Origin of the sequence: Streptomyces sp. NBC_01454, assembly GCF_036227565.1 — a bacterium.
Classification (GTDB): domain Bacteria; phylum Actinomycetota; class Actinomycetes; order Streptomycetales; family Streptomycetaceae; genus Streptomyces.
In genome coordinates, this window is record NZ_CP109460.1 from 5,532,019 (window position 1) to 5,558,990 (window position 26,972).

Sequence of the window (26,972 nt, forward strand, 5' to 3'; positions counted from 1 at the left end):
ATGGGCCGCGCGCGGCTCGCCCGGCTGCACGGCATCGCGACCTCCTACGAACCCGCACCGGGCAGAAGCGTCCAGATCGCCGGCGACACCGTCGTCGCCGTGCTCGCCGCACTGGGAGTCGACGCCTCGACCCCGCACGCCGTCCGTACCGCCCTGGCCGCCTGTGAGGACGGCAGGGACGCGGACCTGCTGCCGCGCACCGTCGTCGCCCGGCCGGGCCGGCCGCCCGACCTCACGGGGCTCCCCGCAGGCAGTGTCCTGCGGGTGGAGACCGAGGCCGGCGCCACACAGGACCTGGGGGCGCCCGACCCGGCGACCCTCGCCCGGCTGCCGCTGGGCATCCACGAGCTGTTCGCGCGCAGCCCGGACGGCCGGAGCGCCCGCGCCCCACTGATCGTCGCGCCCGACCGGGTGCCCGCACCCCCCGGCCGCAGCCACGGCTTCCTGGTCCAGCTCTACTCCCTGCTGTCCCGGCAGTCCTGGGGCATGGGCGACCTCGGCGACCTCGCCGACCTCGCCGCCTGGTCCGGGCGCGCCCTGGGCACCGGCTTCGTCCAGCTGAACCCGCTGCACGCGGCCGTCCCCGGCCCGCCCACCGACCCGTCCCCCTACCGGCCCTCCTCGCGCCGCTTCCCCGATCCGGTCCATCTGCGGATCCCGCACATCCCGGAGTACGCCCAGCTCACCGGCGCCGCGCGGGCGGCGGCCGACGGGCTCGGCGCGCGGGCGGCCGCGCTGCGGGCCGGGGTACTCGAAGGTGGCGCGCCGATCGACCGGGACGCGGTCTGGGCGCTCAAGCGCGAGGCCCTGGAGCTGCTGCGGAAGGTGCCGCTCAGCCCGGGCCGGCGGGCCGCGTACTGCGACTTCCTCGCCGAGCAGGGGCAGGCCCTGGAGGACCACGCCACCTGGTGCGCGATCGCCGAGCGGCACGGTCCCGACTGGCGCGGCTGGCCCGCCGAACTGCGGGCACCGCGGGCCGAGGGGGTCGCCCGGCTGCGGCCGCAGCTGCTGGACCGGATCGACTTCCACTGCCGCCTCGCCTGGTTCACCGACCAGCAGCTGGCCGATGCGCAGCGGGCCGCGCGGGAGGCGGGGATGGGCATCGGGCTGGTGCACGACCTCGCCGTCGGCGTCCACCCCTCCGGCGCCGACACCTGGGCCCAGCAGGACGCCTTCGCCGCCGGGATGTCCATCGGGGCGCCGCCGGACGCCTTCAACGCCCGCGGCCAGGACTGGGGGCTGCCGCCCTGGCGCCCGGACGCCCTGGCCGCCACGGGCTACGCCCCCTACCGCGAGCTGCTGCGCCACCTGCTGCGGCATGCCGGTGCGCTGCGGATCGACCATGTGATGGGGCTGTTCCGGCTGTGGTGGGTCCCGGAGGGCCGGCCGCCGACGGAGGGCACCTACGTCCGCTACGACGGCGAGGCGATGCTGTCGGTGCTGGCCCTGGAGGCGCACCGCGCGGGCGCCGCGGTGATCGGCGAGGACCTGGGCACCGTCGAGCCGGGCGTCCGCGGCACGCTCGCCGCACGGGGCGTCCTGGGCACCTCCGTGCTGTGGTTCGAGCGGGACTACGGGAACGGCGCGGGGGAAGGGGCGGACGGTCCCGGCGGGACGGAGAAGGCCGAGCGGGCCGAGCGGGCCGAGGTGCGCGCGGCCGAGGCGGGCGGTCCCGGTGCGGCGGCCACGCCGGAGCCGGCCCGGAAAGCCGCTCCGGCATCCGCCCCGCAACCCGCCGCCCCCGCCCGCATCCTGGCGCCCGACGAGTGGCGCAGCGCCTGTCTCGCCACCGTCACCACCCACGATCTGCCGCCCACCGCGGCCCGGCTGGCCGGCGAGGACGTCGCGCTGCGCGAGCGGCTCGGGCTGCTCGCCGGGCCGCCGGAGCGGGAGCGCTCCCGCGCCCGGTACGAACTCGCCGAGTGGCTGCGGGAGTTGACGAGGCGCGGGCTGCTGCCGGAGGGGGCGGCGGACGAGGAGGCGGCGGTCCGGGCCGTCCACCGCTTTCTGCTGCGCACCCCGGCGCGGATGATCGGCGTCTGGCTGCCCGACGCGGTGGGGGACCGGCGCCCGCAGAATCTGCCCGGGACGTGGGACGAGTACCCGAACTGGCGCCTCCCGATCGCGGGCCCCGACGGACGCCCGCACACCCTGGAGGAACTGGCGGCCTCGCCACGGCTTCACGCGCTGATGCGGGAGCTGTCGGACGGCCGGCTGTAGGCCGTCTCCGGCCCGTCCGGGCCCGCTTGTGCACCCCGGGCGCGCGGGGCGGCACGGCGTCCGATACGTTGACTTCGTGAGCAACAAGGTCAAGAAGAATGCCCTGCGCGCCGGAACCATCACCGCCGGCACCGCGCTGATGCTGCTGATGTCGTCCCCCGCGTTTGCGCTCACCCGCGACGACGGTGACGACCCGGGTCCGGGCCTGAGCGTGATCCAGACGCTCGGCCTCTATGTCGCGATGCCCATCGTGCTCTTCCTGATCATCGCCGGACTGGTCATGATCAGCGACAGGCCCCGCAAGCAGGCCAAGTCCAAGGGCTGACGCCGGGCACCACAGCGACGCTTCCCAGGGCGCCTCTCGGTTACAAGACCGAGTGGCGCCCTTTGTCATTCCCGGATATTTGCGCAGGTGAAAAAGGGGTTGCGAGGCGGCTATCGCGCGATTTTCGCCCGGTTTGCGGGGGGCGGATGTTTAACCGGCCCTAACCTACGATGACGTAACCTACGGGGCCGTAGGTCAAACCTACGGTCCCGTAGGTCATCGTCCCCCCAGGAGTTCCCCCGTGACCATCGCCCCCGCCCGCCATAACGGAGAGCGCGGCCAGGCCGCCTGGAGCGACGCCCAGCTGCTCTACGCACTCGAAGAGGTCGTCGAAAAGGAACTCAACCGGCATCTGAAGGTCGCCAAGGAGTGGATGCCGCACGAGTACGTCCCGTGGAGCGACGGGCGGAACTTCCCCGGTGTCATGGAGGGCGAGGCCTGGTCCGTCGACCAGTCCAAGGTCAGTGACATCGGCCGGATCGCGCTCGTGGTCAACCTCCTCACCGAGGACAATCTCCCCAGCTACCACCACGAGATCGCCAGCCTCTTCGGCCGGGACGGCGCCTGGGGCACCTGGGTGCACCGCTGGACCGCGGAGGAGGGCCGGCACGGCATCGTAATGCGCGACTACCTGCTCACCAGCCGGGCCGTCGACCCGGACGAGCTGGAGCGGTTCCGCATGGCCCACATGTCGGAGGGCTTCGAGTCCGACAACTCGCACAGCATGCTGCACTCGGTGGCGTACGTCGCCTTCCAGGAGCTGGCCACCCGGATCTCGCACCGCAACACCGGGCACCACTCCGGTGACCCGGTCTGCGACCGGATGCTCGCCCGGATCGCCACCGACGAGAACCTCCACATGATCTTCTACCGCAACCTCCTCGGTGCGGCCTTCGAGTTGGCGCCCGACCAGACCATGTGCGCGGTGCGCGACGTCGTCACCGGCTTCCGGATGCCCGGCCACGGCATGCCCGGCTTCGAGCGCTCGGCGGCCCGGATGGCCATCGGCGGCATCTACAACATGCGCATCCACCACGACGATGTGCTCCAGCCGGTGCTGCGCTACCTGAAGGTGCTGGAGATCGGCGGCCTGGGCCCGGCGGGACTGGCGGCGCAGGAGGAGCTGGGGCTGTACATGGACGGCCTGGACGGCCAGGCGCGGAAGTTCGACGAGCGACAGGCGGCCATCCTCGCCCGCCGCCAGGCCAAGCGCGGCTGAACCGGCCGGCCGCGGGCGGGGTCCGTCCCCGCCGCGGTCCGTGGCACCCGCTGCCCGTACCGGCGGATGCGTACGCTGCCCGCATGGCCGACTGGGACCTCAAGAAGCTGCACATCCTGCGCACCCTCCACGAGCGGGGCACGGTCACCGCGACCGCCCAGGCGCTGCACATGACGCCCTCCGCGGTCTCGCAGCAGCTGACCGGGCTGGCCAGGGCGCTCGGGGTGACGCTGCTGGAGGCCCACGGCCGGCGGGTGCGGCTGACCGACGCCGCGCAGCTGGTGCTGCGGCATGCCGACGCGGTCTTCGCCGAGCTGGAGCGCGCGGACGCCGATCTGCTCGGCCACCTCCGGGGCGAGACGGGCCAGGTACGGGTCGGCGCGTTCGCCACCGCCCTCCCCGCGCTGGTGGTGCCCGCCGTCCAGGAGCTGCGCCGCAGTCACCCGGGGCTGTCGGTCGTCGTACGGGAGACGGAGGCGGAGGCCGCGTACGAGCTGCTGGCGCACGGCAGCGTGGATCTGGCGCTGTCCCTGGCGGCGCACGCCCCCACCCCGCGCGACCCCAGGTTCAGCCGGGTCTCGCTGCTGGCCGACCCGCTGGACGTGGCGCTGCCGGCCGGTCACCGGCTGGCGGCCGAGCCGGGGCTGCGGCTGGCCGATCTGGCGGACGAGCCCTGGATCTTCGGCAGCAGCGGCCCCTGGTCGCAGATCACCACCACCGTCTGTGAAAGCGCCGGGTTCGTGCCCGAGCAGGCACACGCCGCCGCCGACTGGAGCGCGATCTGGGCGATGGTCGCGGCGGGGATGGGGGTCGCGCTGGTGCCCCGGATGGCGATGGCGGGCGGCATCGGCGGCCGCGCACGGGAGGGCATCGCAAGCGAGGGCGGCGCAGGGGAGGGCGGCGCACGGGAGGAAGCCGCCGGCGGGGGAGTGGCGCTGCGGGTCCTGCGCGCCGACCGGCCGCGGCGGCATGTGATCGCCGCCGTCCGGCGCGGTGCGGAAGGGGCGCCGGGGCTCGCCCGGGTGCTGGCGGCGCTGCGGCGGGCGGCCGCCGCCCAGGCGCCGGAGGAGCCAACCGTTCAGCTGGACTGAACGTATTCCTCAAAAACTTTCGATGGACCTGAGGGGTGGCCCGCTGCGACCGTGGAGTGGTCCGCTCCTTCGGCCCCGTCGAAAGGCCACGATGACCAGCCTCCCTGCCGGCAGCCACGATCCGCACGCGAACGACGCCGCCCCGTACGGCGGCGGAGACCCCTACGCCGACTACCGCGGCGGGGACTTCCCCTTCACCTCGCTCGTCGATCTCGCCGACCGCCGCCTCGGCGCCGGGGTCATCGCCGCGAACGACGAGTTCTTCGCCGAGCGCGAGAACCTGCTGACGCCCACTCCCGCGGTCTTCGCCCCCGAGCGCTTCGGCCACAAGGGCAAGATCATGGACGGCTGGGAGACCCGGCGCCGCCGCGGCGCGGACGGCGAGCATCCCTTCCCGGCCGACCACGAGCACGACTGGGCACTGATCCGCCTCGCCGCCCCCGGCGTGATCCGCGGCATCGTCGTCGACACCGCCCACTTCCGCGGCAACTACCCGCAGCAGATATCCGTCGAGGCCACCGCGCTGCCCGGCAGCCCCGGCCCCCGGGAGCTGCTCGCCGACGACGTGACGTGGGAGGAGCTTCTCCCGCGCACGCCGGTCCGCGGCCACGCCGCCAACGGCTTCGCGGTCGACGCCGAGCGCCGCTTCACCCACCTCCGCCTCAAGCAGCACCCCGACGGCGGCATCGCCCGTCTCCGGGTCCACGGCGAGGTCGTACCCGACCCGGAGTGGCTCGATGTGCTCGGCACCCTCGACCTGGCCTCCGTGATGCACGGCGGCACCGTCGAGGACGCCTCCGACCGCTTCTACTCCTCGCCCACCCAGCTCATCCGGCCCGACCTGTCCCGCAAGATGGACGACGGCTGGGAGAACCGCCGCCGCCGGGTCAGGGGCACGAACGACTGGGTGCGCTTCCGCCTCGCCGCCCGGGGCGAGATCCGCGCCGTGGAGATCGACACCGCGTACCTCAAGGGCAACTCCGCGGGCTGGGCGGCGCTGTACGGCTGCGACGCGGAGTCGGCCGACCCGGCGGACGCGTCGGCCTGGTTCGAGATCCTGCCGCGCACCGCCCTGCAGCCCGACACCCCGCACCGCTTCCGGCTGCCGAGGGCCGCCACCGCCACCCATGTCCGGCTGGACGTCTTCCCCGACGGCGGCCTGGCGCGGATGCGGGTGCACGGTGAACTGACCGACAGCGGCCGCGCCGCCCTCGTCCGCCGCTTCGACGAGCTGAGCGGCTGAGCCGCCGTCCGGCACCCGGCACACGACGGGCCCCCACCGCCGGTGCGGTGGGGGCCCGTCAGGGGGAGGGGGCCGCTTACGCCGCCGCGTCCGCCGCCTGCGCCTTCAGCGCGCGCTCGATCCCGGCCCGCGACTCGGTGATCAGCCGGCGCAGCGCGGCGCTCGGCTCGGCCGAGGCCAGCCAGGCGTCCGTCGCGTCCAGCGTCTCCTGCGACACCTGCAGCGCCGGGTAGAGACCCACCGCGATCTGCTGCGCCATCTCGTGGCTGCGGGAGTTCCAGATGTCCTTCACCGCGTCGAAGTACTTCGCGGTGTACGACGCCAGCAGCTCGCGCTGGTCGGTCTGCACGAAGCCGCCGATGACGGCTTCCTGCACGGCGTTGGGGAGCTTGTCCGACTCCACGACCGAGGCCCAGGCACCTGCCTTCGCCTCCGCGGTCGGCCGCGCCGCGCGCGCGGTCGCGGCGTGCCGCTCGCCGGCCGAGGTCTTGTCCCGCTCCAGCTCGGCCGCGATGGCCTTCTCGTCCGCCCGGCCGGTGGCGGCCAGCCGCTGCACCAGCGACCAGCGCAGCTCGGTGTCCACGGCCAGCCCGGAGATCTCCTCGGTGCCGTCCAACAGGCCCTGCAGCAGGTCCAGTTGCTCCTCCGTACGCGCCGAGGCGGCGAACGCGCGGGCCAACGCCAGCTGGTGGTCGCTGCCCGGCGCGGCCGCCCGCAGCTGCTCCAGGGTCTCCGTCGTCCAGGCCGTCAGCCCCTGCTCGCGCCACTCCGGGGCCGCGTACAGGTCCAGGGCCAGCTTCACCTGGCGGTGCAGCGACTGGACCACGCCGATGTCCGACTCCTTGCCGATGCCGGACAGCACGAGCGAGAGGTAGTCACGGGCGGGGAGTTCGGCGTCCCGCGTCATGTCCCAGGCCGAGGCCCACGACAGGGCGCGCGGCAGCGACTCGGTGAAGTCCCCGAGGTGCTCGGTGACGGTCTTCAGCGACGCCTCGTCCAGCCGGACCTTGGCGTACGACAGGTCGTCGTCGTTGAGGAGGAAGACGTCGGGCCGCCGGGTGCCGGTCAGCTGCGGTACCGGGGTCAGCGCACCGTCCACGTCCAGTTCGATCCGCCCGGTGCGCACCAGCTTGCCGTCCCGCAGCTCATACGAGCCGATCGCGATGCGGTGCGGGCGCAGCACCGGCTCGCCCTTGGCGCCCGGCGGCAGCGCCGGAGCCTCCTGCTTCACCGCGAAGGAGGTGATCACGCCCTCGGCGTCCACCTCGATCTCCGGCCGCAGGATGTTGATCCCCGCGGTCTCCAGCCACTTCTTCGACCAGGTCTTCAGATCCCGCCCGCTGGTCTTCTCCAGCGCGCCGAGCAGATCCGACAGCCGGGTGTTCTTGAACGCGTGCGCCTTGAAGTAGGCCTGCACGCCCTGGAAGAACTCGTCCATGCCGACGTAGGCGACCAGCTGCTTGAGGACGCTGGCGCCCTTGGCATAGGTGATGCCGTCGAAGTTGACCAGGACGTCGTCGAGGTCGTTGATCTCGGCCATGATCGGGTGGGTCGACGGCAGCTGGTCCTGCCGGTAGGCCCAGGTCTTCATGGAGTTGGCGAACGTCGTCCACGAGTGCGGCCACTTCGAGCCCGGGGCGTAGGCCTGGCAGGCGATCGAGGTGTAGGTGGCGAACGACTCGTTCAGCCACAGGTCGTTCCACCACTCCATGGTGACCAGGTCGCCGAACCACATGTGCGCCAGCTCGTGCAGGATCGTCTCCGCGCGCACCTCGTACGCCGCGTCCGTCACCTTCGACCGGAAGACGTACTGGTCGCGGATGGTCACCGCGCCCGCGTTCTCCATCGCGCCGGCGTTGAACTCCGGCACGAAGAGCTGGTCGTACTTCGCGAAGGGGTACGCGTAGTCGAACTTCTCCTGGAACCATGCGAAGCCCTGCCGGGTGACCTCGAAGATCTCCTCCGCGTCCAGGTGCTCGGCCAGCGACGGCCGGCAGTAGATGCCCAGCGGCACCGACCGCCCGTCCTTCTCGTAGCTGCTGTGCACGCTGTGGTACGGACCGGCGATCAGCGCCGTGATGTAGGTGGAGATCCGCGGCGTCGGCTCGAAGCGCCAGACGGTGCCGCTCGGCTCCGGCGTCGGCGAATTGGAGATCACCGTCCAGCCCTCCGGAGCCTTCACGGTGAACTGGAATGTCGCCTTCAGATCCGGCTGCTCGAAGGACGCGTACACCCGCCGCGCATCCGGCACCTCGAACTGTGTGTACAGATAGGCCTGCTGGTCCACCGGGTCGACAAAACGGTGCAGCCCCTCACCGGTGTTGGTGTAGGCGCAGTCCGCCACGACCCGCAATTCGTTACGGCCGGCCCGCAGCCCCGCCAGCGCGATCCGCGAGTCCTTGAACACCTCGCCCGCGTCCAGCGCCTCGCCGTTGAGCCGGACCTCGTGCACGGCCGGCGCGACCAGGTCGATGAAGGTGTCCGCGCCCGCCTCGGCCGAGTCGAACCGCACCGTGGTCACGGAGCGGAACGTGCCGTGGCCGCCGTCGTCCGCGTCTCCCCCCTCCTGCGCGCCGGAGAGGTCGAGATCGATCTCATACGCGTCCACGGTCAGCAGGCGCGCCCGCTGCTGCGCCTCGTCGCGGGTCAGATTCGTGCCAGGCACCCGTTCGTCTCCTTCGCATTGGTCATTGCATCGGAACTTTCGGCCATCCTTCCATGTGGCAGGGGCTCGGGCGGGGGCGTATTTCCGGTGCCGGGCGGGGCCCGGAGGGAGCGCCGCGGCGCGACGGGCGCCGGCGTGGTCCCCGGGCGGGGGAGCGCGGCGTCCGATTGCCGCCAGCACATGCCCCGGGTGCGGGCCGATGCTGGCCGTATGACGACCTACACCCCGCTTCCGATCCCTCCCGCCGCCCTTGCGGAACTCCGCGTCACCGACGACGCCGGGCGGCCCGCCGAGCCGTTCACCGCGCGCGTGGACGGGGTGCCGCTGGACTGTGTCGGCAGTCCGCTGCGCTGCTGTCTGCGGGGCATCCGGGCCGGCGAGCCGGTCGCGCTGGTCTCGTACGCGCCGCTGCGCCGCTGGGCGGCCGCGACCGGCGCGCGGCCCGGGGCCTACGAAGAGACCGGCCCGGTGTTCATCCACGCCGAGGAGTGCGCCGGGCCGAGCCCCGCCGCGGCGGACCATCCGGCCGGCCGGCCCGGCGCGCTGCGCACGGTGCGCCGCTACGACGCCGCCGGGCACATCGCCGGCGGCCGGCTCCTGGAGATCCCCGGGGACGCGGGCGCCGCCCTGGACGCGGCCCTCGACGAGGCGTTCGCGGACCCGCAGGTGGCGCTGGCGCACGTCCGGGCCGTGGAGTACGGCTGCTTCCTGTTCGAGGTCCGCCGGGGCTGAGCCGGCGGCGCCCGGAACGGACGGGTGCCCGTACGGAGACTCCGTACGGGCACCTCGTGGCGGGTGTGCGGCGGTCAGCCGCGCAGCTCGGCCGCGACCAGCTCCGCGATCTGGACGGCGTTCAGCGCCGCGCCCTTGCGGAGGTTGTCGTTGGAGACGAACAGCGACAGGCCGTTCTCGGCGGTCTCGTCGGCGCGGATCCGGCCCACGAAGGACGCGTCCTGGCCGGCGGCCTGGAGCGGGGTGGGCACGTCGGAGAGGGTGACGCCGGGGGCGCCGGCCAGCAGCTCCTGGGCGCGGGCGGGGCTGATCGGACGCGCGAAACGGGCGTTGATCTGCAACGAGTGGCCGGTGAAGACCGGGACACGGACGCAGGTGCCGGACACCTTCAGGTCCGGGATCTCCAGGATCTTGCGGCTCTCGTTGCGGAGCTTTTGCTCCTCGTCGGTCTCGTTCAGCCCGTCGTCGACGATCGCGCCGGCCATCGGCAGCACATTGAAGGCGATCGGGCGGACGTACTTGTCCGGCTCGGGGAACTCCACGGCCGAGCCGTCGTGCGTCAGCTTGGTGGCGTCCTGCTCGACGGCCTTGCGGACCTGGCCGTCCAGCTCCTCCACACCGGCCAGACCGCTGCCGGAGACCGCCTGGTAGGTCGAGACGACCAGCGAGACCAGACCGGCCTCGTCGTGCAGCGGGCGCAGCACCGGCATCGCGGCCATGGTGGTGCAGTTCGGGTTGGCGATGATCCCCTTGGGGCGCTCGGTGATCGCCGACGGGTTGACCTCGGAGACGACCAGCGGGACCTCGGGGTCACGGCGCCAGGCCGAGGAGTTGTCGATCACGACCGGGCCGGCGTCGGCGACCTTCTCCGCCAGCGCCTTGGAGGTGGCGCCGCCGGCCGAGAAGATCACGATGTCCAGCGCCGAGTAGTCGGCGGTGGAAGCGTCCTCGACCGTGATCTCGGTGTCCTGCCAGGGCAGCGTACGTCCGGCGGACCGGGCCGAAGCGAACAGCCGCAGCTGCTCCACCGGGAAGTTCCGCTCGGCGAGGATGCCTCGCACCACGCCGCCGACCTGTCCGGTGGCTCCGACGATTCCGATCCTCATGGGACTCCTTCTTTCTGGCCTGACTGGGGTGTCTGCTCGGAACACCTGCTCAGTAGTGCCTCCATCATGTGTGTGACACCCGTCGCCTTGTCCAATCCGTTCCATTCCGTGGCGGGTCGGGAGGGTGTACGCGGACGGAGCGTGCCGCCCTGTTCACGGTGTGTGGTGATGGTTCCGCGGTGTGCGCTGCGGGTACCCCGCGGGGTGAACATCCGGTGACCGCCGGCGACACCCCCGGACAGGGCTCCGTGACCGGCCGGTGGCCGGCAGATCCCTGTGCGGTGATGGGTTCCCCGCGTTGCGGTGGCGTTCACGCACAGGTCATTCCCGATGCCAACCATCCCAGGTGACAGGGCAGTTGTGCTGCCCGGCCGCCTTCGCGTTCGCACTCGGGGAGCCCGCGTATGTCCCGTATACGGTCCGCCGCCACCTTCGACCGCCGTTCGTTCCTCACGGCCACCGGGGCCGTCGGCGCCGCGACCGGGCTGGGGCTCGCCTTCGGCGTCGGCCCGGACCGGCCGGCCCAGGCCGCCACCGTCACCACCGGTCCGGCCCCGGCCGCGCCGGTCCCGGTCGACGCCCCCGCCGTCCCCCATGTGCCGTACACCAAGGGCACCACCCTCGGCAGCGTGGCCGCCCCGCGCGGCGGCGCGGGCTACCGCCGGCTCGGCGACGGCCCCGCCTGGAACCGGGTGGTACGCGCCGACCTGGGCACCGCACACGGCGGGCGCGAGCGCCGGCGGACCGCCCTGGCGTCGTTCGTGCAGTTCACCGACCTGCACCTGGTCGATGTGCAGAGCCCGCTGCGCTACGAGTACCTGCGCGCCGAGACCGCCAGCGCCTGGCGGCCGCAGGAGGCGCTGTCGGTGGCCGGGGTCGTGTCGCTGATCGAGCGGGTCAACGCGCTGCCCGGCGGGCCCGCCACCGGTGCCCCGCTGTCGTTCGTGATGACCACGGGCGACAACACCGACAACAACTCCAAGCTGGAGCTGGAGTGGTTCCTGACCGCGATGAGCGGCGGCCGGATCACCCCGAACTCCGGCGACCCGCGCCGCTACGAGGGCGTCCAGGACAGCGGGCTGAAGCTGTACTGGCAGCCGGACAGCGCGCTGCGCGACGCCGACAAGAAGGCGGGCTTCCCGCATCTGCACGGCTTCCTCCAGGCGGCGATCCGCACCGTGCACAGCCCGGGTCTGCGGCTGCCCTGGTACTCCACGGTCGGTAACCACGACTCGCTGCCCGGCGGCTGCTACGCCCCCGGCGACCCCTTCTGGACCGAGATCGCCACCGGGGGCCGCAAACTGGAGACGCTGCCCGCCGCCGAGGCCGCGAAGGTGTGGAAGGCGGTCAAGGACGGTCTCGACCCCCGGGGGGCGGACTTCAAGCGCCTGCTGACCTCGCACAGCAAGCAGGCCAGGAGGGTCACCCCCGACGAGCGGCGCGCCCCCTTCACCCGGGCGGAATACCTGCGCGCCCACCTCGACCCCGCGCGCACCGGCCCCGGCCCGCACGGCCACGGCTACACCCAGGCGCATCTGGACGGCAACCGGCTCTACTACACCTTCAAGATCTCCGATGACGTCCTCGGAATCAGCCTGGACACCACCGACCCCGGCGGCCACTACACCGGCTCGGTCGGGGACGCCCAGCTGCGCTGGCTGGAAGGGGTGCTGAAGAAGAACGAGAAGGGGGACAAGCTGCATGTCCTGGTCTTCAGCCACCACACCAGCAAGAGCATGAACAACACCCGGCCCGACCCGGCCCACCCGCACGAGAAGCGGCACGGCGGTCCGGAGCTGGTCGAGGTGCTGGCCGCGCACCCCCGGGTCGCCGGCTGGATCAACGGCCACAGCCACAAGAACGAGATCCTCGCGCACGGCAGCTTCTGGGAGATCTCCACCGCCTCGCACATCGACTTCCCGCAACTGGCCCGGGTCATCGAGCTGGTCGACAACCACGACGGCACCGTGTCGCTGTTCGCCACCCTGGTCGAGTCGGCCGCCCCGCACCGCACGGACTTCACCGACCTCTCGCAGACCGGGCTGGCAGCCCTCTACCGCGAGCTGTCGTTCAACGCGCCCGAGGCCCGTTCCGACCTCGCCGGCACGTCCCGGGACCGCAACGTCGAGCTGCTGCTCAAGCGGCGCTGACGGCGCCCGTACGGCACGGGCGGCCCCCGGGCGCGCCCGGCTAGCGCGGCAGGACCACCACATACGCACCCTGCTCCCGGTCCCCGGCCGCCATCAGGGCCGTACGGACCACCGCGGCCTGCTGGTCCGGCGCCTCGCGCAGGGTGCGGGGCAGGCAGCGCACGACCGTGATGCCCAGCCGCTCCAGGTGCTCGCGCTTGTGGAAGAACGGGGAGGCCAGCGGGTCCTCCTCGGGGCGGGGCGCCCGGGTGTCGATCTCCAGGGCCACCCCGTGCTCGGGCCAGAAGGCGTCCACGCCGCCCAGGTGCGGCCCGCCCGGCAGCCGCAGATCGACGTTCCACAGCGGATCGGGCAGCCCCTGCGCCCGCACCATGGCGTAGAGCCGCTGCTCGGCCAGTGCCCGGCCCTCGGCCAGCAGGGTGTCCACCGCGTCGGCCACGTGCGGCCGGGTCAGCAACCGGGCCTGGCTCAGCTCCCGTACCACCGCGGTCGCCTCGCAGTGGCCGCCGCGCACCGCCTCGGTCAGCAGCCGGCGCACGGTGGGGGCGTCGGTGAGCCCGCCGACCGCGTCCGCCAGCGCGCGCGGCACCGGCGCGGCCGGCATCCCGGTGATCTCCTGGGCGACGGGCAGCTCCACGGCCCGCAGGATCCGCGCGAAACCGGACGAGCGCAGCCGCCGGGTGCGCGAGACCAGCACCTCGATGCGGTCCAGGGCGAGCAGCGCGGGCGCCTCGGTGAAGCCGTGCAGGGCCAGCGCCGCCAGGCCCGTGATCATCGCCTCGGGGGCGTCCTCGGACGCGGCGCCCTGCCGGGGCACGGTCGGCCCCCGGTGACTGGCGTACAGCAGCACCGCCTGGAGCCGTTCCTCGCTGGTGGGCGGCCCCGGGTGCAGCAGATAGACGCCCGGGAGCAGTTGCTGCCAGGCGCCGCCGGCGCGGCAGCGTTCGGTGGTCTCCGCCGCGGCGACGCCGTGCTCGCGCAGCTGACGGGTGGTCATCACCCGGCAGTGGACGTCGGAGAGGTGGCGGAGGGGGAGGGGGGAGAGCGGGGTGTCGTGGTTCATGCGGGCCAGATTCCCGCGCCCGCTCCGCCCCCTAACCGCTGTTACACGCTCGTACCACAAACCGGACAACCCTGTACTAAAGTACGGGCGTTCGACTGCCGAAAGAAGCTGGTCGCCACGGGGGTTACGGCCTGGCCCCGGCCGCCGCGTCACAAGCCTGTGCCCGCAGCGCACGGGCCAGATCGTCCCGCTTTTCCAGGACCAGCCGGCGCAGCGCGGGCGCCGCCCGCTCGTGGTCGGCCAGCCAGCGGTCCGCGGCGTCCAGCGTGGAGCGCTCCACCAGCCAGTCCGGGAACAGTCCGCGCACCACGGCCATCCCGATCTCGATGGACCGCTCCCGCCACACCCGCTCGATCGCCTCGAAGTAGCGCGGTGCGCAGGGCGCGAGCAACTCCCGCTGCCCCGGCTGCGCGAAGCCCGCGATGGTCGCCTCCACCAGCGCGTTCGACAGCGTGTCGGACTCCACGACCTCCTGCCACGCCCGTTCCTTGACCTCGGCCGAGGGGCGGGCCGCCAGGCAGCGCACCTGGTGGCGCCGGCCGGACGCGGTGTCGTCGCGGGCCAGCTCCGCGGCGATCGCCGCCTCGTCCGCGAGACCGTGCGCGGCCAGCGGCCCCAGCAGCGTCCAGCGCAGCTCCTGGTCCACGTCCAGGCCGTCGATCTTCGCCGTGCCGTCCAGCAGGCCCTGGAGCAGCTGGAGGTCGGCGGGGGCGCCGGCGACGGCGGCGAAGTGCCGGGCCCAGGTGAGCTGGTGGCCGCTGCCGGGCTCGGCCAGCCGCAGCTCGTGCAGCGCGCCCTCGGCCAGCTCCCGGGCGGCGCGCTCCCGGTGCTCCGGCGCCGCGTAGTGCTCCAGCGCCGCCTGCGCCTGGTCGTGCAGCGACTGCAGCACCCCGATGTCGGTCTCCCGGCCGGCGAACTGCCGCACCAGATCGAGGTAGTCGCGGGCCGGCATCAGCCCGTCCCGGGTCAGTCCCCACAGCGCCGCCCAGCACAGCGCCCGTGCCATCGGGTCGGCCAGATCGCCGAGCCGGGCCCGCAGGGTGGCCAGCGACCCCTCGTCGAAGCGGACCTTGCAGTACGTGAGGTCCTCGTCGTTGACCAGGATCAGCTCCGGCCGCTCCAGACCCGCCAGCTCCGGCACCGCCGTGCGCGGCCCGGAGACGTCCACCTCGGCGCGGGCGTAGCGCACCAGCGCCGCGTCCGCCTCCTGCCGGCGGTAGAGGCCCACCGCGACCCGGTGCGGCCGCAGTTCGGGGTGCGAGTCCGCCGCCTCCTGCAGGACGCTCAGCTCGGTGATCCGGTCCTGGGCGTCGTACACGACCTGCGGGGTCAGGGAGTTGACGCCCGCGGTCTCCAGCCAGGCCCGCGACCACTGCGCCAGATCCCGCCCGGAGGTCTCCTCCAGCACCGTCAGCAGGTCGGCGAGCCGGGTGTTGCCGTAGGCGTGCCGCTTGAAGTAGCGCCGGGCACCCTCCAGGAACGCCTCCTGCCCCACGTACGCCACCAGCTGCTTGAGCACCGCGGCGCCCTTGGCGTAGGTGATGCCGTCGAAGTTGAGCTTGGCGTCCTCCAGGTCACGGATGTCGGCGGTGACCGGGTGGGTGGAGGGCAGCTGATCGGCGCGGTAGGCCCAGGACTTGCGCCGGTTGGCGAAGGTGATCCAGCCGTCGGTGAAGCGGGTGGCCTCCACCAGCGCGAAGGAGCCCATGAAGTCCGCGTAGGACTCCTTCAGCCACAGGTCGTCCCACCACTGCATGGTGACCAGATCGCCGAACCACATGTGCGCCATCTCGTGCAGGATGACGTTGGCCCGCCGCTCGTAGGCCGCCTCGGTCACCTTCCCGCGGAAGATGAACTCCTCGCGGAAGGTGACACAGCCCGGGTTCTCCATCGCGCCGAGGTTGTACTCCGGGACGAACGCCTGGTCGTACTTCCCGAAGGGGTAGGGGAAGTCGAAGTGGTCGTGGAAGAAGTCCAGGCCCTGCTTGGTGACGGCGAAGACGTCGTCCGCGTCGAAGTGCTTCGCCAGCCCCTTGCGGCACAGCGCGCCCAGCGGGATCTCCAGCGCGGTGCCGTCCTCGAAGGTGCGGCGGTAGGTGTCGGTGACGACGTGGTACGGGCCGGCGACCACGGCCGTGATGTACGTGGAGATCGGCCGGGTCGTCGCGAAGCGGTGCCGGCCGCTCTCGGCCGCACCGTCCCGCGCGCCGTTGCTGAGCACCGCCCAGCCCTCGGGGGCGGTCACCTCGAAGGTGAACGGGGCCTTCAGATCGGGCTGTTCGAAATTGGCGAAGACCCGACGGGAATCGGCGGGTTCGTACTGCGTGTAGAGGTAGACCTCGCCGTCCTCGGGGTCCACGAAGCGGTGCAGCCCCTCACCGGTGCGGCTGTAGGCGCACCGCGCGTCCACGACGAGGGTGTTCTCGGCGGCCAGCCGGTCCAGCGCGATACGGGTGCCGTCGAAGACCGCCGCGGGGTCCAGCTCCCGGCCGTTGAGGGTGACGGAGGTGACCGTCGGTGCCAGCAGGTCCGCGAAGGTGGCGGCGCCGGGCTCGGCGCAGCGGAAGCGGACGGTCGTACGGGAGCGGAAGGTGTCCGCGTCCGCACCCTGGGCGACCGCCGAGCGGACGTCCAGTGCCACGTCGTAGGCCTCGACGCTCAGCAGCCGGCCCCGCTCGCGCGCCTCGTCCCGGGACAGATTCTCACCTGGCACGACGTGACTCCTTCGTCCTCGTGTCGAATATCGAACACGGGGAATCATGGCACGCCCGCTGTCGGTTGAACCTTTCACGGAACAGCGCCGCTGGCCCGTGCCGCACCGCTCTTTGGAGGAGACCCCGTGTCCGAGACCGCGAAGACGCCCGCAGACTTCTGGTTCGATCCGCTGTGCCCGTGGGCGTGGATGACCTCCCGCTGGATGCTGGAGGTGGAGAAGGTCCGCCCGGTCGAGGTGCGCTGGCACGTGATGAGCCTGGCGGTGCTCAACGAGGACAAGCTGGACGAGCTCCCGGAGAACTACCGCGAGCTGCTGGCGACCGCCTGGGGCCCGGTGCGGGTGTGCATCGCCGCCGAGCAGCAGCACGGCAGCGAGGTGCTCGGCCCGCTCTACACCGCGCTCGGCACCCGCTTCCACAACCGTGGCCTGGAGCGCACCCGCGAGACGCTCGTCGACGCCCTGCGGGAGGCCGGGCTGCCCGCCGAACTCGCCGACGCCGCGGACTCCGACGCCTACGACGCGCAGCTGCGCGCCTCCCACAAGGAGGGCATCGACCTGGTCGGCCAGGAGGTCGGCACCCCGGTCATCGCCGTGCCGGGCCACGACGGCGACCGGATCGCCTTCTTCGGCCCGGTCGTCACCCCCGCCCCCAAGGGCGAGGAGGCCGCCAGGCTGTGGGACGGGACGCTGATGGTCGCCTCGATCCCCGGCTTCTACGAGATCAAGCGGACCCGGACCCAGGGGCCGATTTTCGACTGACGTCTTTTGACGTCCTTGCTTTTGGTGCCCATGGGAGCGCCCCCGCACGTATCGGACGTACGGGGGCGCTCCGTCATTCCGCCTGCCGGGTGAAGGGTGAGAAGACGATCACGAGGCAGGACGACCGGTGCCGGGTGTCACGGCGTCACGGGGCGAGCAGCAGGCTGTGCGCGCGCCGCTTGGCGGACGCGTACCGCTTGGCGACGTCCTGCCAGTTCACGACCTGCCACATGGCCTCGATGAAGTCCACCTTCTGGTTCTTGTACTGGAGGTAGAAGGCGTGCTCCCAGGCGTCGAAGACCAGGATCGGGACCGAGCCCTGCCCGACGTTGCCCTGGTGGTCGTAGATCTGCTCGACGATGAGGCGGCCGGTGACCGGTTCGTAGGCCAGGACGCCCCAGCCGGAGCCCTGGGTGGTGGCCGCGGCCTTGGTCAGCTGGGCCTTGAAGCCGGCGTACGAGCCGAAGCTCTCGGCGAGGGCGTCGGCCAGCTCGCCCACGCCGTCCTTCTCGTGCGGCTCGCCGCCGCCGTCACCGGTCATGTTGTGCCAGTAGATGCTGTGGAGGATGTGGCCGGAGAGGTGGAACGCGAGGTTCTTCTCCAGGCCGTTGACGTTGCCCCACGCTTCCTTGTCGCGGGCCTCGGCGAGCTGCTCCAGGGTGTCGTTCGCGCCCTTCACATACGCCGCGTGGTGCTTGTCGTGGTGCAGCTCGATGATCTCGGGGCTGATGACCGGCGCCAGCGCCGCGTAGTCGTACGGAAGTTCAGGAAGTGTGTAGGTGGCCATGCCGGGTCCCGCCTCCAAGCTGCGTACATGCAGTAGTTGCAAACCATGTGCAAGAGCACGCTACCAGCAGGAGTGCTCACCGGACGGAGACGGGACCGCCCCTGGTCCCAAAGACGGAGGCGGGGCGGGACCTCGGAAGGAGGTCCCGCCCCGCCTCGGGGAAGAGGGGAAGCGCTACGGCTTCGTCAGGTCCGCGCCCCTGCCCAGCGACCGCTGCCGGGCCAGGCCCACGAGCGTCAGCACCAGCCCGAAGCCCCCGGTGAACAGCAGCTGGATCCGCTGGTTCTCATCGCGCAGCATCAGCAGCAGCACCGCCGCGATACCCGCCAGCGCCACCCAGGTCAGCACCGGGAAGGCCCACATCTTCACCACGAGCTTCTCCGGCGACTCACGCTCCAGCAGCCGCCGCATCCGCAGCTGGGCGGCGGCGATGAAGCCCCACACCACCAGGACGGCCGCGCCGACCATGTTCAACAGCCACTGGAAGACCGTGTCGGGCCACAGGATGCTCAGCAGCACCGCGACGAAGCCGAACCCGGAGCACATCAGCACCGCCCGGCGCGGCACCCCGCCGCTGACCTTCGCCAGGAACGCCGGGCCCTGGCCGCGGGCGGTCAGCGAGAACGCCATCCGGGACGCGCCGTAGAGGTTGGCGTTCATCGCGGACAGCAGGGCGACCAGGATGACCACGTTCATGATCTGGCCGGCCGCCGGGATCTTCAGGTAGTCCAGCACCGCGACATAGGGGCCGCTCTTGGCGATCGAGGAGTCGTTCCAGGGGATGACGGTGACGATGACGGCCATCGAGCCCACGTAGAAGAGGGCGATCCGCCACATCGCGGTGCGCACCGCACTGGCGACCCCGCGCACCGGGTCCTTGGACTCGGCGGCCGCGATGGTCACCGTCTCCAGACCGCCGTAGGCGAACACCGAGGCCAGCAGACCGACCATCAGGCCGTCCACGCCCTTGGGCAGGAAGCCGCCGTCGCCGGTGAGATGCGCGGTGCCCGGCGCTTGGGTGCCGGGGAGCACACCGAAGATGGCCAGCAGGCCCAGCACCAGGAAGATGCCGATCGCCGCGACCTTCAGGGCGGCGAACCAGAACTCGAACTCACCGAAGTTGCTGACCGCGGCCAGGTTCGTGCCGGTGAAGATCACCATGAACAGCAGCACCCACATCCACGGCTGGGTGCCGGGGAACCACTGGATCATGACGTCCGCGGCGCCCAGCGCCTCGGCGGCCACCGCCACGCACAGCAGCGCGGTGAACATCCAGCCCACCGTGAAGCCGGCCCAGGAGCCTATGGAGCGCTCGGCGTGCACGGAGAAGGAGCCGGAGGCCGGATTGGCCGCCGCCATCTCCCCGAGCATCCGCATGACCAGCATGACCAGGGCGCCGGAGACGGCATAGGCCAGCACGATCGAGGGGCCGGCCGCCGCGATGCCCTCGCGCGAGCCGACGAACAGGCCCGCGCCGATCACCCCGCCCAGGGCGATCATCGAGAGGTGGCGCTGCTTGAGGCCGTTGGACAGCGTGGAACCGCTGTCGGGGCCGGCGCCCTGAACCGCGTCGGCCTGCTCGCGCGCGGCGGCGGACGAGGGTGTCCGATTCATGTGGTACCTGTCCCAGTAGGTGAGAGCGGAGCACGGCGATACTGCGTTCTCCGGGGGGCCGCGAGCGGTGCGACGGTGCTGCCGGACCCCCTGGACCCCGGTGGGCAGCAGGTCACATGGGCCTGCCGACGGCACAACTCCGGGGTACTCGGCGAAGCGGGCTCAGTTTCGGTGCCGGTGTCCGCTCAGGGCAACACTCGTGCAGCGAATGTTCGATATTCAGACGTGATCGTGACCATGTGTGCCCAATTGGGCGGCCATTGTTACGGGATGTGATCCCCGTCGCAGGCGCTCAGCGGTCCGCGCGGCGCTCCCGCAGCGCACGCAGGCCCGCGACGAGCAGCACCGCGCCGGTCGCCCCGGCCGACCACAGCAGCTGCGGCCGGGCCGTGTCATCGGTCAGCATCAGCACCAGCACGGCACCCATGGCCGCCAGCGCCGCCCAGGTCAGATAGGGGAAGGCCCACATCCGCAGGGCCAGCTTCCCGGGCGCCTCGCGCTCGAGGCGCGGACGCAGGCGCAGTTGGGAGACCGCGACCAGACCCCAGACGAACAGCAGTACCGCGCCGACCGCATTGAGCATGTAGAGGAAGACCGAATCCGGCCATTGCAGATTCAGCAGCACCGAGAGGAAGCCGAAGGCCACCGAGGCCAGCACCGCCCGGCGCGGCACCCCTCCGCCCGACACCTTCAGCAGCGCGCGCGGCGCCTCGCCCCGTTCGGCCAGCGAGAACACCATCCGCGAGGAGCCGTAGAGATTGGCGTTCAGCGCGGAGAGCAGCGCCACGAACACCACGATGTTCATGATCTGGCCGGCCCCCGGCACACCGATGCTGTCCAGCACCGCCACATACGGGCTCTTGCCCGGCTGCATCGACGACCACGGCAGCAGGGTCACGATGACCACCATCGAGCCGACGTAGAAGAACAGGATGCGCCACACCGCGCTGCGCACCGCCCGGCCCACCGCCCGCGCCGGGTCGTCGGACTCGGCCGCGGCGATGGTGACGACCTCCAGGCCGCCGAAGGCGAAGACCACCGCCAGGACCCCGGAGACCACCCCGCCCCAGCCGTGCGGCAGCAGACCGCCGTGCCCGGTGAGGTGGGTCAGCCCGGCCGGCTCGGTGTCCGGCAGCACGCCGAAGACCGCCAGCAGGCTCAGCCCGAGGAACAGCACGATCGCGGTGACCTTCAGCGCGGCGAACCAGAACTCGAACTCCCCGAAGTTCTTCACCGCGGACAGATTGGCGGTGGTGAAGACGACCATGAAGAGCAGCACCCAGCCCCACTGCGGCACCGCCGGCACCCAGCCGTGGGCGATCTGTGCCGCACCGGTGGCCTCCACCGCGAGCACCACGACCAGCAGGAACCAGTACAGCCAGCCGACGCTGAAGCCGGCCCAGCGCCCCAGCGCCCGCTCCGCGTGCACGGAGAACGCGCCGGAGGCCGGCATCGCCGCCGACATCTCCCCGAGCATCCGCATGACCAGCATGGCCAGCGCACCCGCGATCAGATACGACAGCACGATCCCCGGCCCGGCCACCGCGATCCCGGCGCCGGAGCCCACGAACAGCCCGGCGCCGATCACGCCGCCCAGGCCCAGCATCGTCAGATGGCGCTGTTTGAGGCCCGCGGACAGAGGCTCCTGCTCGCCCGCTACGGCACCGGAAGAGCGGGAAGAGGCGACACCGGGGGAGGTCCCGCCGGTGCGGGTCGGTACGTCGTGCATGGCTCGCGCTCTCGCAAGGGCCGACGGCGGGGCCGTCGGCAGGTTTGGGGGATCTCCACAGCTCACCGTGGAGCGGCTCCAGTGTCGCCGCACGTCGCGGGCTACCACAAAACCGGCCCCGCAGCACGGCGGCGGCCGTGATGAGCATCACGTGACCTGCGAAGACGCCGCACGGTGCAACAGGGCCGGGCAGGGCGGCGGTTGATCGGAACTCTCCAAGCGGGCCGGTACGGCTTTGTCGCCGCCACACGATGATCGGCGGGGGTCCGCTGGACTAACGTCATCGCGTCCCGTCCGATCCTTCTCACCCCGCGAGGTCCCGATGAGCACAGCCGCCCTCACCTCTCCCGATGGGGGTACCCCCTACTCGAGCAAAGCCGAGAGCTTGGGGGAGGTCCTCGCCGACCTGCTGCCGGCCGCCACCACCGCTTCCCGTGCCCGCGTCCGGGACGCCGTGCTGGTGTTCGGCGGTGCCGCGCTCACCGGCATCGCGGCCCAGATCGCCCTCCCCGTCCCCGGCTCCCCGGTGCCGGTCACCGGCCAGACCTTCGCCGCCCTCCTGGTCGGCGCCTCGCTCGGCACCCGCCGCGGGCTGCTGTCGCTGGCGCTGTACGCCCTGGCGGGAATGGCGGGAATGCCGTGGTTCGCCGGCGGTACCTCGGGCGCCGGCGGGGCCACCTTCGGTTACGTCATGGGCATGCTGCTCGCGGCCGGCCTGGTGGGCGCGCTGGCCCGCCGCGGCGGCGACCGCGGGGTGCTGCGCACCGCCGCCACCATGGCCGCCGGCACGGCCGTGATCTACGCCTTCGGCGTGCCCTACCTGGCGCTGAGCACCGGGATGCCGTTCGGCCAGGCGGTCGCGGTGGGCCTGGTCCCGTTCCTGATCGGCGACGCGCTCAAGGCCGCGCTGGCGATGGGCGCACTGCCCGCGGCCTGGAAGCTGGCCGGCCGCCGCGGCTGAGCCCCGCCGCCGACCGCACGAACGGGCCGGGCCCCGCACTCACCACCCGGTGACTGCGGGGCCCGGCCCGTTCGCACGGCGTCCGGCTACTCCCGGGGCCCGGCGGCGCCGGTGACCGGTGCGGCCTGCGCCGCCCGCCGCCGGTGCAGCAGCAGCCCCACCGTCAGCACGACCACGGCCGCGGCCACCGACAGCACCATCTGCACCCGCCCGTCCGGGTCGTAGAACATGTAGCCCACGACGAACACGATCATCCCGATCGTCGCGTAGGTCAGCCACGGGTACAGCCACATGCGCACCGTCAGCCGCTCCGGGCTCTCGCGCTCGATGGCCCGGCGCATCCGCAGCTGCGAGAAGCAGATGACCAGCCACACGAAGAGCGCCACCGCGCCGGACGAGTTCAGCAGGAACTGGAAGACGGTCTTCTTCGCGGTGTAGCTGAAGATCGTCGCGATGAAGCCGAAGGCGACCGACGCGTAGATGGCGACCGCCGGCACCCCGCCCTTGTTGACGGTGGCGAACGACTTCGGCGCATCGCCGCGCTCACCGAGCGAGAACGCCATCCGGGAGGCCGTGTAGAGCCCGGAGTTCAGACAGGACAGCACCGCGGTCAGCACCACGACATCCATCACGGTGCCCGCATACGGGATGTCCAGCGACGTCAGCACGGCCACGTACGGACTGTCGGCCACGGCCTTGGAGTTCCACGGCAGCAGGGTCACGATCACGCCGATCGAGCCGAGGTAGAACAACCCGATCCGCCAGATGACGCTGTTGACGGCCTTGCGGACGGCCTGCACCGGGTTCGGTGCCTCGCTCGCCGCCAGCGTGACGATCTCGCTGCCCATGAAGGAGAAGACCACCAGCAGCATGCCGGAGAGGATCGCGCCGGGACCGTGCGGCAGGAAGCCGCCGTGCCCGGTCAGATTCGCCAGGCCGACCGGGTCGCCGCCCGGCGGCAGCCCGAATATCGCCAGCGCGCCGACCACGATGAAGACCACGATCGCGACGACCTTGATGCCGGCGAACCAGAACTCGAACTCACCGAACGAGCCCACCGAGATCAGGTTCGTACCGGTCAGCACGATCATCACCAGCAGCGCCCAGGCCCACTGCGGGACGGCCGGTACCCAGCCGGTGAGGATCGAGGCGGCCGCGGTCGCCTCGACGGCCAGCACGACCGACCAGAAGAACCAGTACAGCCAGCCGATGGTGAAGCCGGCCCAGCGCCCCAGCGCCCGGTCGGCGTAGGCGGAGAAGGAGCCGGACGTGGGGGAGGCGGCGGCCATCTCGCCCAGCATCCGCATCACCAGCACGACCAGCAGACCGGTCAGCGCGTAGGAGAGCAGGATGCCCGGGCCGGCGGCTGCGATGCCGGCCCCGGAACCGACGAACAGGCCGGCGCCGATCACCCCGCCGATGGCGATCATCGACAGATGGCGGTTCTTGAGTCCTGCCTGCAGCCCGTCCGGCGATTGCCCCCCACCGGATCCCCCGCCGGGATCACCGGCCGGGGGGACCGCTGTGGTGGTGGGAGTGACCCCTGCTCCTGCGGAGCGTGGGGGAGGGTGCGCGCCCATGAGCACCGTCCTTCGTGGTTCGCGGAAAGGAACCCCCGCATTAGATCTTCGTTCACCGTGGATTGGAAGGCCTGCAGCCTGATTGTTGTGTGAAACCCTGGGTGGTGACGCGATGCGCTTGCGTACGGAAGGCGGGGGAGGTACTTCGTACGCCCGGGCCCGGGAAGACCCAGCGGCGCCTACCCGGCGCCCCTCGTGTCACACTCATCGCATGCGCGTGTACCTCGGCTCCGACCATGCAGGTTTCGACCTCAAGAACCACCTCGTCGAGTGGCTCAAGGCCCATGGCCACGAGCCCGTCGACTGCGGTCCCCACCTCTACGACGCCCAGGACGACTACCCCCCGTTCTGCCTGCGCGCCGCGGAGAAGACGGCCGCCGACCCGGACAGCCTCGGCATCGTGATCGGCGGCTCCGGCAACGGCGAGCAGATCGCCGCCAACAAGGTCAAGGGCGTACGGGCCGCGCTGGCCTGGAGCGAGGAGACCGCCAAGCTCGGCCGCGAGCACAACAACGCCAACGTGATCTCCGTCGGCGGCCGGATGCACTCCGAGGAAGAGGCGACCCGGTTCATCGAGATCTTCCTGGCCACGCCCTACTCGGGCGAGGAACGGCACACCCGCCGCATCGAGATGCTCTCCGCCTACGAGACCACCGGCGAACTGCCCGCCATCCCCGCCCACCACCCCCAGGGCTGACCCCCGATCGTCCCGCCGCCCGCCCGCCCCGGCCGCCGGGGCGGGCGGGCGCGCCCACTGGAGGAACGCCCGTGCCCGAGGGGCATACGATCCACCGCCTCGCCCTGGACCACCGCGCCCGTTTCGAGGGCGAAGCCGTCCGGGCGAGCAGCCCGCAGGGAAAGTTCGCCGACGGTGCCGCCCTCGTCGACGGCCAGGTCATGACCACCGCCGAGGCGCACGGCAAACACCTCTTCCTCGGCTTCGGCCCTCGCTGGATCCATGTCCACCTCGGCCTCTTCGGCAAGCTCGGCTTCGGTACCGCGCCCGCCCCGCCGCCCACGGACACCGTCCGGCTGCGCCTGGCCACCGCCCGCCACCACGCGGACCTGCGCGGGCCCACCACCTGCGCACTGATCACCGAGGACGAGAAGCAGGCGATACACGACCGGCTCGGTCCCGACCCGCTGCGCCCCGGGGACGACGGCACCCGCGCCTGGCAGCGGATCTCCCGCAGCCGTACGACCATCGCGGCGCTGCTGCTCGACCAGAAGATCGTCGCCGGCGTCGGCAACGTCTACCGGGCCGAGGTCCTCTTCCGCCATCACCTCGACCCTTACCGCCCCGGCCGTGACCTCACCCGCGGCGAATGGGACGCTCTCTGGGACGACTTGGTGTTCCTGATGGCCGAGGGCGTGCGGCACAACCGGATCGACACCGTCCGCCCGGAGCATCTGCCGGAGGCCATGGGCCGCCCGCCGCGGGTCGACGACCACGGCGGCGAGGTCTACGTCTACCGCCGCGCCCGGCAGGGCTGCCACATCTGCGGCAGCGAGATCCGTACCGCCGGCCTCGCCGCCCGCAACCTCTTCTGGTGCCCGGGCTGCCAGCCGTCCACCGGCGGCGGCTGACGCTCCCCGGCGGCGGCCGCCCGGGCCGCCGCCCCACCCCCGCACCCGGGGGCCGGCCCCCGGCCCCGCTCAGAACCCGTGCGGCAGCCAGGGCGCCACGTCCGACCCGAACGCCCGCGACGCCGCCGCCAGCGCACCGGGCCGCAGCTCCCGCACCCGGCCCGCCGCCGCCAGCGCCGTCAGCGCGAAGCCGCCCAGATACGCCGAGCCCAGCTCCCGTACGGACAGCGCGAGTTCGGCCGGGTCCCGGGTCCGCACGCAGGACGCGCCGGTCGCGTCGCCGGTCAGCCGCCAGCGCCCCTCGTTCCACGGGCAGAACGGGTCCCGGACCTCCAGCACCACGTCCACCGGCGTCCGGTACGCCCGCGCCGCCAGCGCCGCGCCCACCTCCACGGGGCGGACGAACAGCGACTCCCGCAGCTCCATCGCGCACCGCCGCATGTCCGCGACGAGCAGCGGCAGTGCGTCGTCCACCGGCCGGCTGCGCACCGAGACCGACGTCGTCAGGTCGATCCCGAACAGAAAGCGCCACAGCGCCGCGTACACCACCGGGTCCGGCGCGTCGAGATGCCGCACCTGCACCACCCCCGACGGCCCGCCCCGGTCCCAGTCCGGCTTGACCGCGTAGCGCGCACAGCCCCGCACCTCGCCGTCCACCTCGGCCACCACGCACTGCAACACCCCGGCGCCCTCCCGCCGGTCGGGCGCGTCCAGCACGGCCATCCGCTCCCAGCCGGGCAGCCGGGCGAGCATCCCGGGGCGGGTCGGCACCAGCCGGGCGTAGACCCGCTCGCAGTCGGCGAGCGCGGCCGCCGGGTCCACCAGCCGCAGCCGTACCTCGTCCACCCCGGGCAGTTCGGGGGCGGCCAGCCGCGCGGTGTCCACGGTCAGCCCCATGTCCAGGGCCGCCGCTCCGTAGCCGAACCGGCCGTAGATCGCCGGTTCCGAGGCGACCAGCACCGCCAGCGCCTCACCGCGCTCCCGGACGTCCGCCAGCTGGTGTCGCATCATCGACCGCAGCAGCCCGCGGCGGCGGTGCGTGGGCTGCACGCTGACCATGGTGACCCCGGCCGCCGGCACCCCGGCCCCGCCGGGCACGGTGAGCCGGAACGACAACGCCCCCGCCGTGGCGACGCAGTCACCGCCCTCCCAGACGCCGAACGACCGCTCGATCTCGGTGCACTCCCGCCGGATCGCCCGTTGCTCGGGAGTCGGCGGCAGCCCGCCGAACGCCAGATCGAGCTTGTCGGACCAGTCGTCCCATTCGACGTCCCGCAGCACCCGCAATTCCGTCGCCATGCCCCATCCCTAGCAGCCCGCTCGACGGCCGCGCGACCGGATTTCGAACGGAGTTTCCTGGCAATTGGCCGGGCCGTCGTGCGGCGAATCGACGCGCCGCCGAACGGGTGGATAGGGTCCCAGAGC

The 26,972-nt window shown here is 72.3% G+C and carries 20 protein-coding genes; 11 read left to right on the top strand and 9 right to left on the bottom strand.

Annotated elements, in window-relative coordinates:
- The 5 genes from malQ to alc all read left to right on the top strand — a co-directional run bounded on the left by malQ (position 1) and on the right by alc (position 6,098).
- Entirely contained in the window at positions 1-2,220 is a 2,220-nt protein-coding gene (malQ, locus tag OIU81_RS24560; protein WP_329151314.1) for a 4-alpha-glucanotransferase, read from the top strand.
- Positions 2,221-2,296: 76 nt separating this feature from the next.
- Positions 2,297-2,545 carry a hypothetical protein gene (locus OIU81_RS24565; RefSeq protein ID WP_329151315.1) on the top strand — a complete coding sequence of 83 codons (249 nt, stop codon included), beginning with the start codon at positions 2,297-2,299 and terminating at the stop codon, positions 2,543-2,545.
- Between the two features lie 241 nt (positions 2,546-2,786).
- Positions 2,787-3,764, top strand: a complete 978-nt coding sequence (locus tag OIU81_RS24570) for an acyl-ACP desaturase (RefSeq protein ID WP_329151316.1) — start codon at positions 2,787-2,789, stop codon at positions 3,762-3,764.
- 83 nt (positions 3,765-3,847) lie between these two features.
- Positions 3,848-4,855 carry a LysR family transcriptional regulator gene (locus OIU81_RS24575; RefSeq protein ID WP_329151317.1) on the top strand — a complete coding sequence of 336 codons (1,008 nt, stop codon included), beginning with the start codon at positions 3,848-3,850 and terminating at the stop codon, positions 4,853-4,855.
- A gap of 91 nt (positions 4,856-4,946) precedes the next feature.
- Positions 4,947-6,098: an allantoicase gene (gene alc / locus OIU81_RS24580; protein WP_329151318.1), complete on the top strand. Its 1,152-nt coding sequence runs from the start codon at positions 4,947-4,949 to the stop codon at positions 6,096-6,098.
- Between the two features lie 76 nt (positions 6,099-6,174).
- Here the strand turns inward: alc and pepN (OIU81_RS24585) are convergent, their stop codons facing one another.
- Entirely contained in the window at positions 6,175-8,763 is a 2,589-nt protein-coding gene (gene pepN, locus OIU81_RS24585) for an aminopeptidase N (protein ID WP_329151319.1), read from the bottom strand.
- Positions 8,764-8,973: 210 nt separating this feature from the next.
- On the opposite strand from pepN (OIU81_RS24585), the gene OIU81_RS24590 reads away from it, so the two are divergent.
- Positions 8,974-9,495, top strand: a complete 522-nt coding sequence (locus OIU81_RS24590) for a DUF1203 domain-containing protein (protein ID WP_329151320.1) — start codon at positions 8,974-8,976, stop codon at positions 9,493-9,495.
- A 74-nt stretch (positions 9,496-9,569) separates the two neighbouring features.
- On the opposite strand, the gene OIU81_RS24595 is transcribed toward OIU81_RS24590, so the two are convergent.
- Entirely contained in the window at positions 9,570-10,601 is a 1,032-nt protein-coding gene (locus OIU81_RS24595) for an aspartate-semialdehyde dehydrogenase (RefSeq protein ID WP_329151321.1), read from the bottom strand.
- A gap of 404 nt (positions 10,602-11,005) precedes the next feature.
- On the opposite strand from OIU81_RS24595, the gene OIU81_RS24600 reads away from it, so the two are divergent.
- Entirely contained in the window at positions 11,006-12,751 is a 1,746-nt protein-coding gene (locus tag OIU81_RS24600) for a TIGR03767 family metallophosphoesterase (RefSeq protein WP_329151322.1), read from the top strand.
- Positions 12,752-12,791: 40 nt separating this feature from the next.
- On the opposite strand, the gene OIU81_RS24605 is transcribed toward OIU81_RS24600, so the two are convergent.
- Together OIU81_RS24605 and pepN (OIU81_RS24610) are read right to left on the bottom strand one after the other, a co-directional pair.
- Positions 12,792-13,814: a hypothetical protein gene (locus OIU81_RS24605; protein WP_329151323.1), complete on the bottom strand. Its 1,023-nt coding sequence runs from the start codon at positions 13,812-13,814 to the stop codon at positions 12,792-12,794.
- 124 nt (positions 13,815-13,938) lie between these two features.
- Positions 13,939-16,527 carry an aminopeptidase N gene (gene pepN / locus OIU81_RS24610; RefSeq protein ID WP_329151324.1) on the bottom strand — a complete coding sequence of 863 codons (2,589 nt, stop codon included), beginning with the start codon at positions 16,525-16,527 and terminating at the stop codon, positions 13,939-13,941.
- A 126-nt stretch (positions 16,528-16,653) separates the two neighbouring features.
- Here pepN (OIU81_RS24610) and OIU81_RS24615 point away from each other — a divergent pair, with 126 nt between their 5' ends.
- Positions 16,654-17,289: a mycothiol-dependent nitroreductase Rv2466c family protein gene (locus OIU81_RS24615; RefSeq protein ID WP_329151325.1), complete on the top strand. Its 636-nt coding sequence runs from the start codon at positions 16,654-16,656 to the stop codon at positions 17,287-17,289.
- Positions 17,290-17,434: 145 nt separating this feature from the next.
- Here OIU81_RS24615 and OIU81_RS24620 read toward each other — a convergent pair whose 3' ends face one another.
- The 3 genes from OIU81_RS24620 to OIU81_RS24630 all read right to left on the bottom strand — a co-directional run bounded on the left by OIU81_RS24620 (position 17,435) and on the right by OIU81_RS24630 (position 21,419).
- Complete coding sequence (locus OIU81_RS24620) at positions 17,435-18,076, bottom strand: superoxide dismutase (protein ID WP_329151326.1); 642 nt, start codon at positions 18,074-18,076, stop codon at positions 17,435-17,437.
- A 174-nt stretch (positions 18,077-18,250) separates the two neighbouring features.
- Positions 18,251-19,690, bottom strand: coding sequence for an amino acid permease (locus OIU81_RS24625; protein WP_329151327.1), 1,440 nt, complete (start codon positions 19,688-19,690; stop codon positions 18,251-18,253).
- A gap of 292 nt (positions 19,691-19,982) precedes the next feature.
- Complete coding sequence (locus OIU81_RS24630; protein ID WP_443074038.1) at positions 19,983-21,419, bottom strand: amino acid permease; 1,437 nt, start codon at positions 21,417-21,419, stop codon at positions 19,983-19,985.
- A 322-nt stretch (positions 21,420-21,741) separates the two neighbouring features.
- Between OIU81_RS24630 and OIU81_RS24635 the strand changes: the two genes are divergently transcribed.
- Entirely contained in the window at positions 21,742-22,380 is a 639-nt protein-coding gene (locus OIU81_RS24635; RefSeq protein WP_329151328.1) for a biotin transporter BioY, read from the top strand.
- 86 nt (positions 22,381-22,466) lie between these two features.
- Here OIU81_RS24635 and OIU81_RS24640 read toward each other — a convergent pair whose 3' ends face one another.
- Complete coding sequence (locus OIU81_RS24640) at positions 22,467-23,960, bottom strand: amino acid permease (protein WP_329151329.1); 1,494 nt, start codon at positions 23,958-23,960, stop codon at positions 22,467-22,469.
- Between the two features lie 211 nt (positions 23,961-24,171).
- Between OIU81_RS24640 and OIU81_RS24645 the strand changes: the two genes are divergently transcribed.
- Positions 24,172-24,657, top strand: coding sequence for a ribose-5-phosphate isomerase (locus tag OIU81_RS24645; protein ID WP_329151330.1), 486 nt, complete (start codon positions 24,172-24,174; stop codon positions 24,655-24,657).
- 71 nt (positions 24,658-24,728) lie between these two features.
- Entirely contained in the window at positions 24,729-25,547 is an 819-nt protein-coding gene (locus tag OIU81_RS24650) for an Fpg/Nei family DNA glycosylase (RefSeq protein ID WP_329151331.1), read from the top strand.
- 69 nt (positions 25,548-25,616) lie between these two features.
- On the opposite strand, the gene OIU81_RS24655 is transcribed toward OIU81_RS24650, so the two are convergent.
- On the bottom strand, positions 25,617-26,846 hold the full coding sequence (locus tag OIU81_RS24655) for a GNAT family N-acetyltransferase (protein WP_329151332.1): 1,230 nt from the start codon (positions 26,844-26,846) through the stop codon (positions 25,617-25,619).
- Positions 26,847-26,972: the final 126 nt, after the last annotated feature.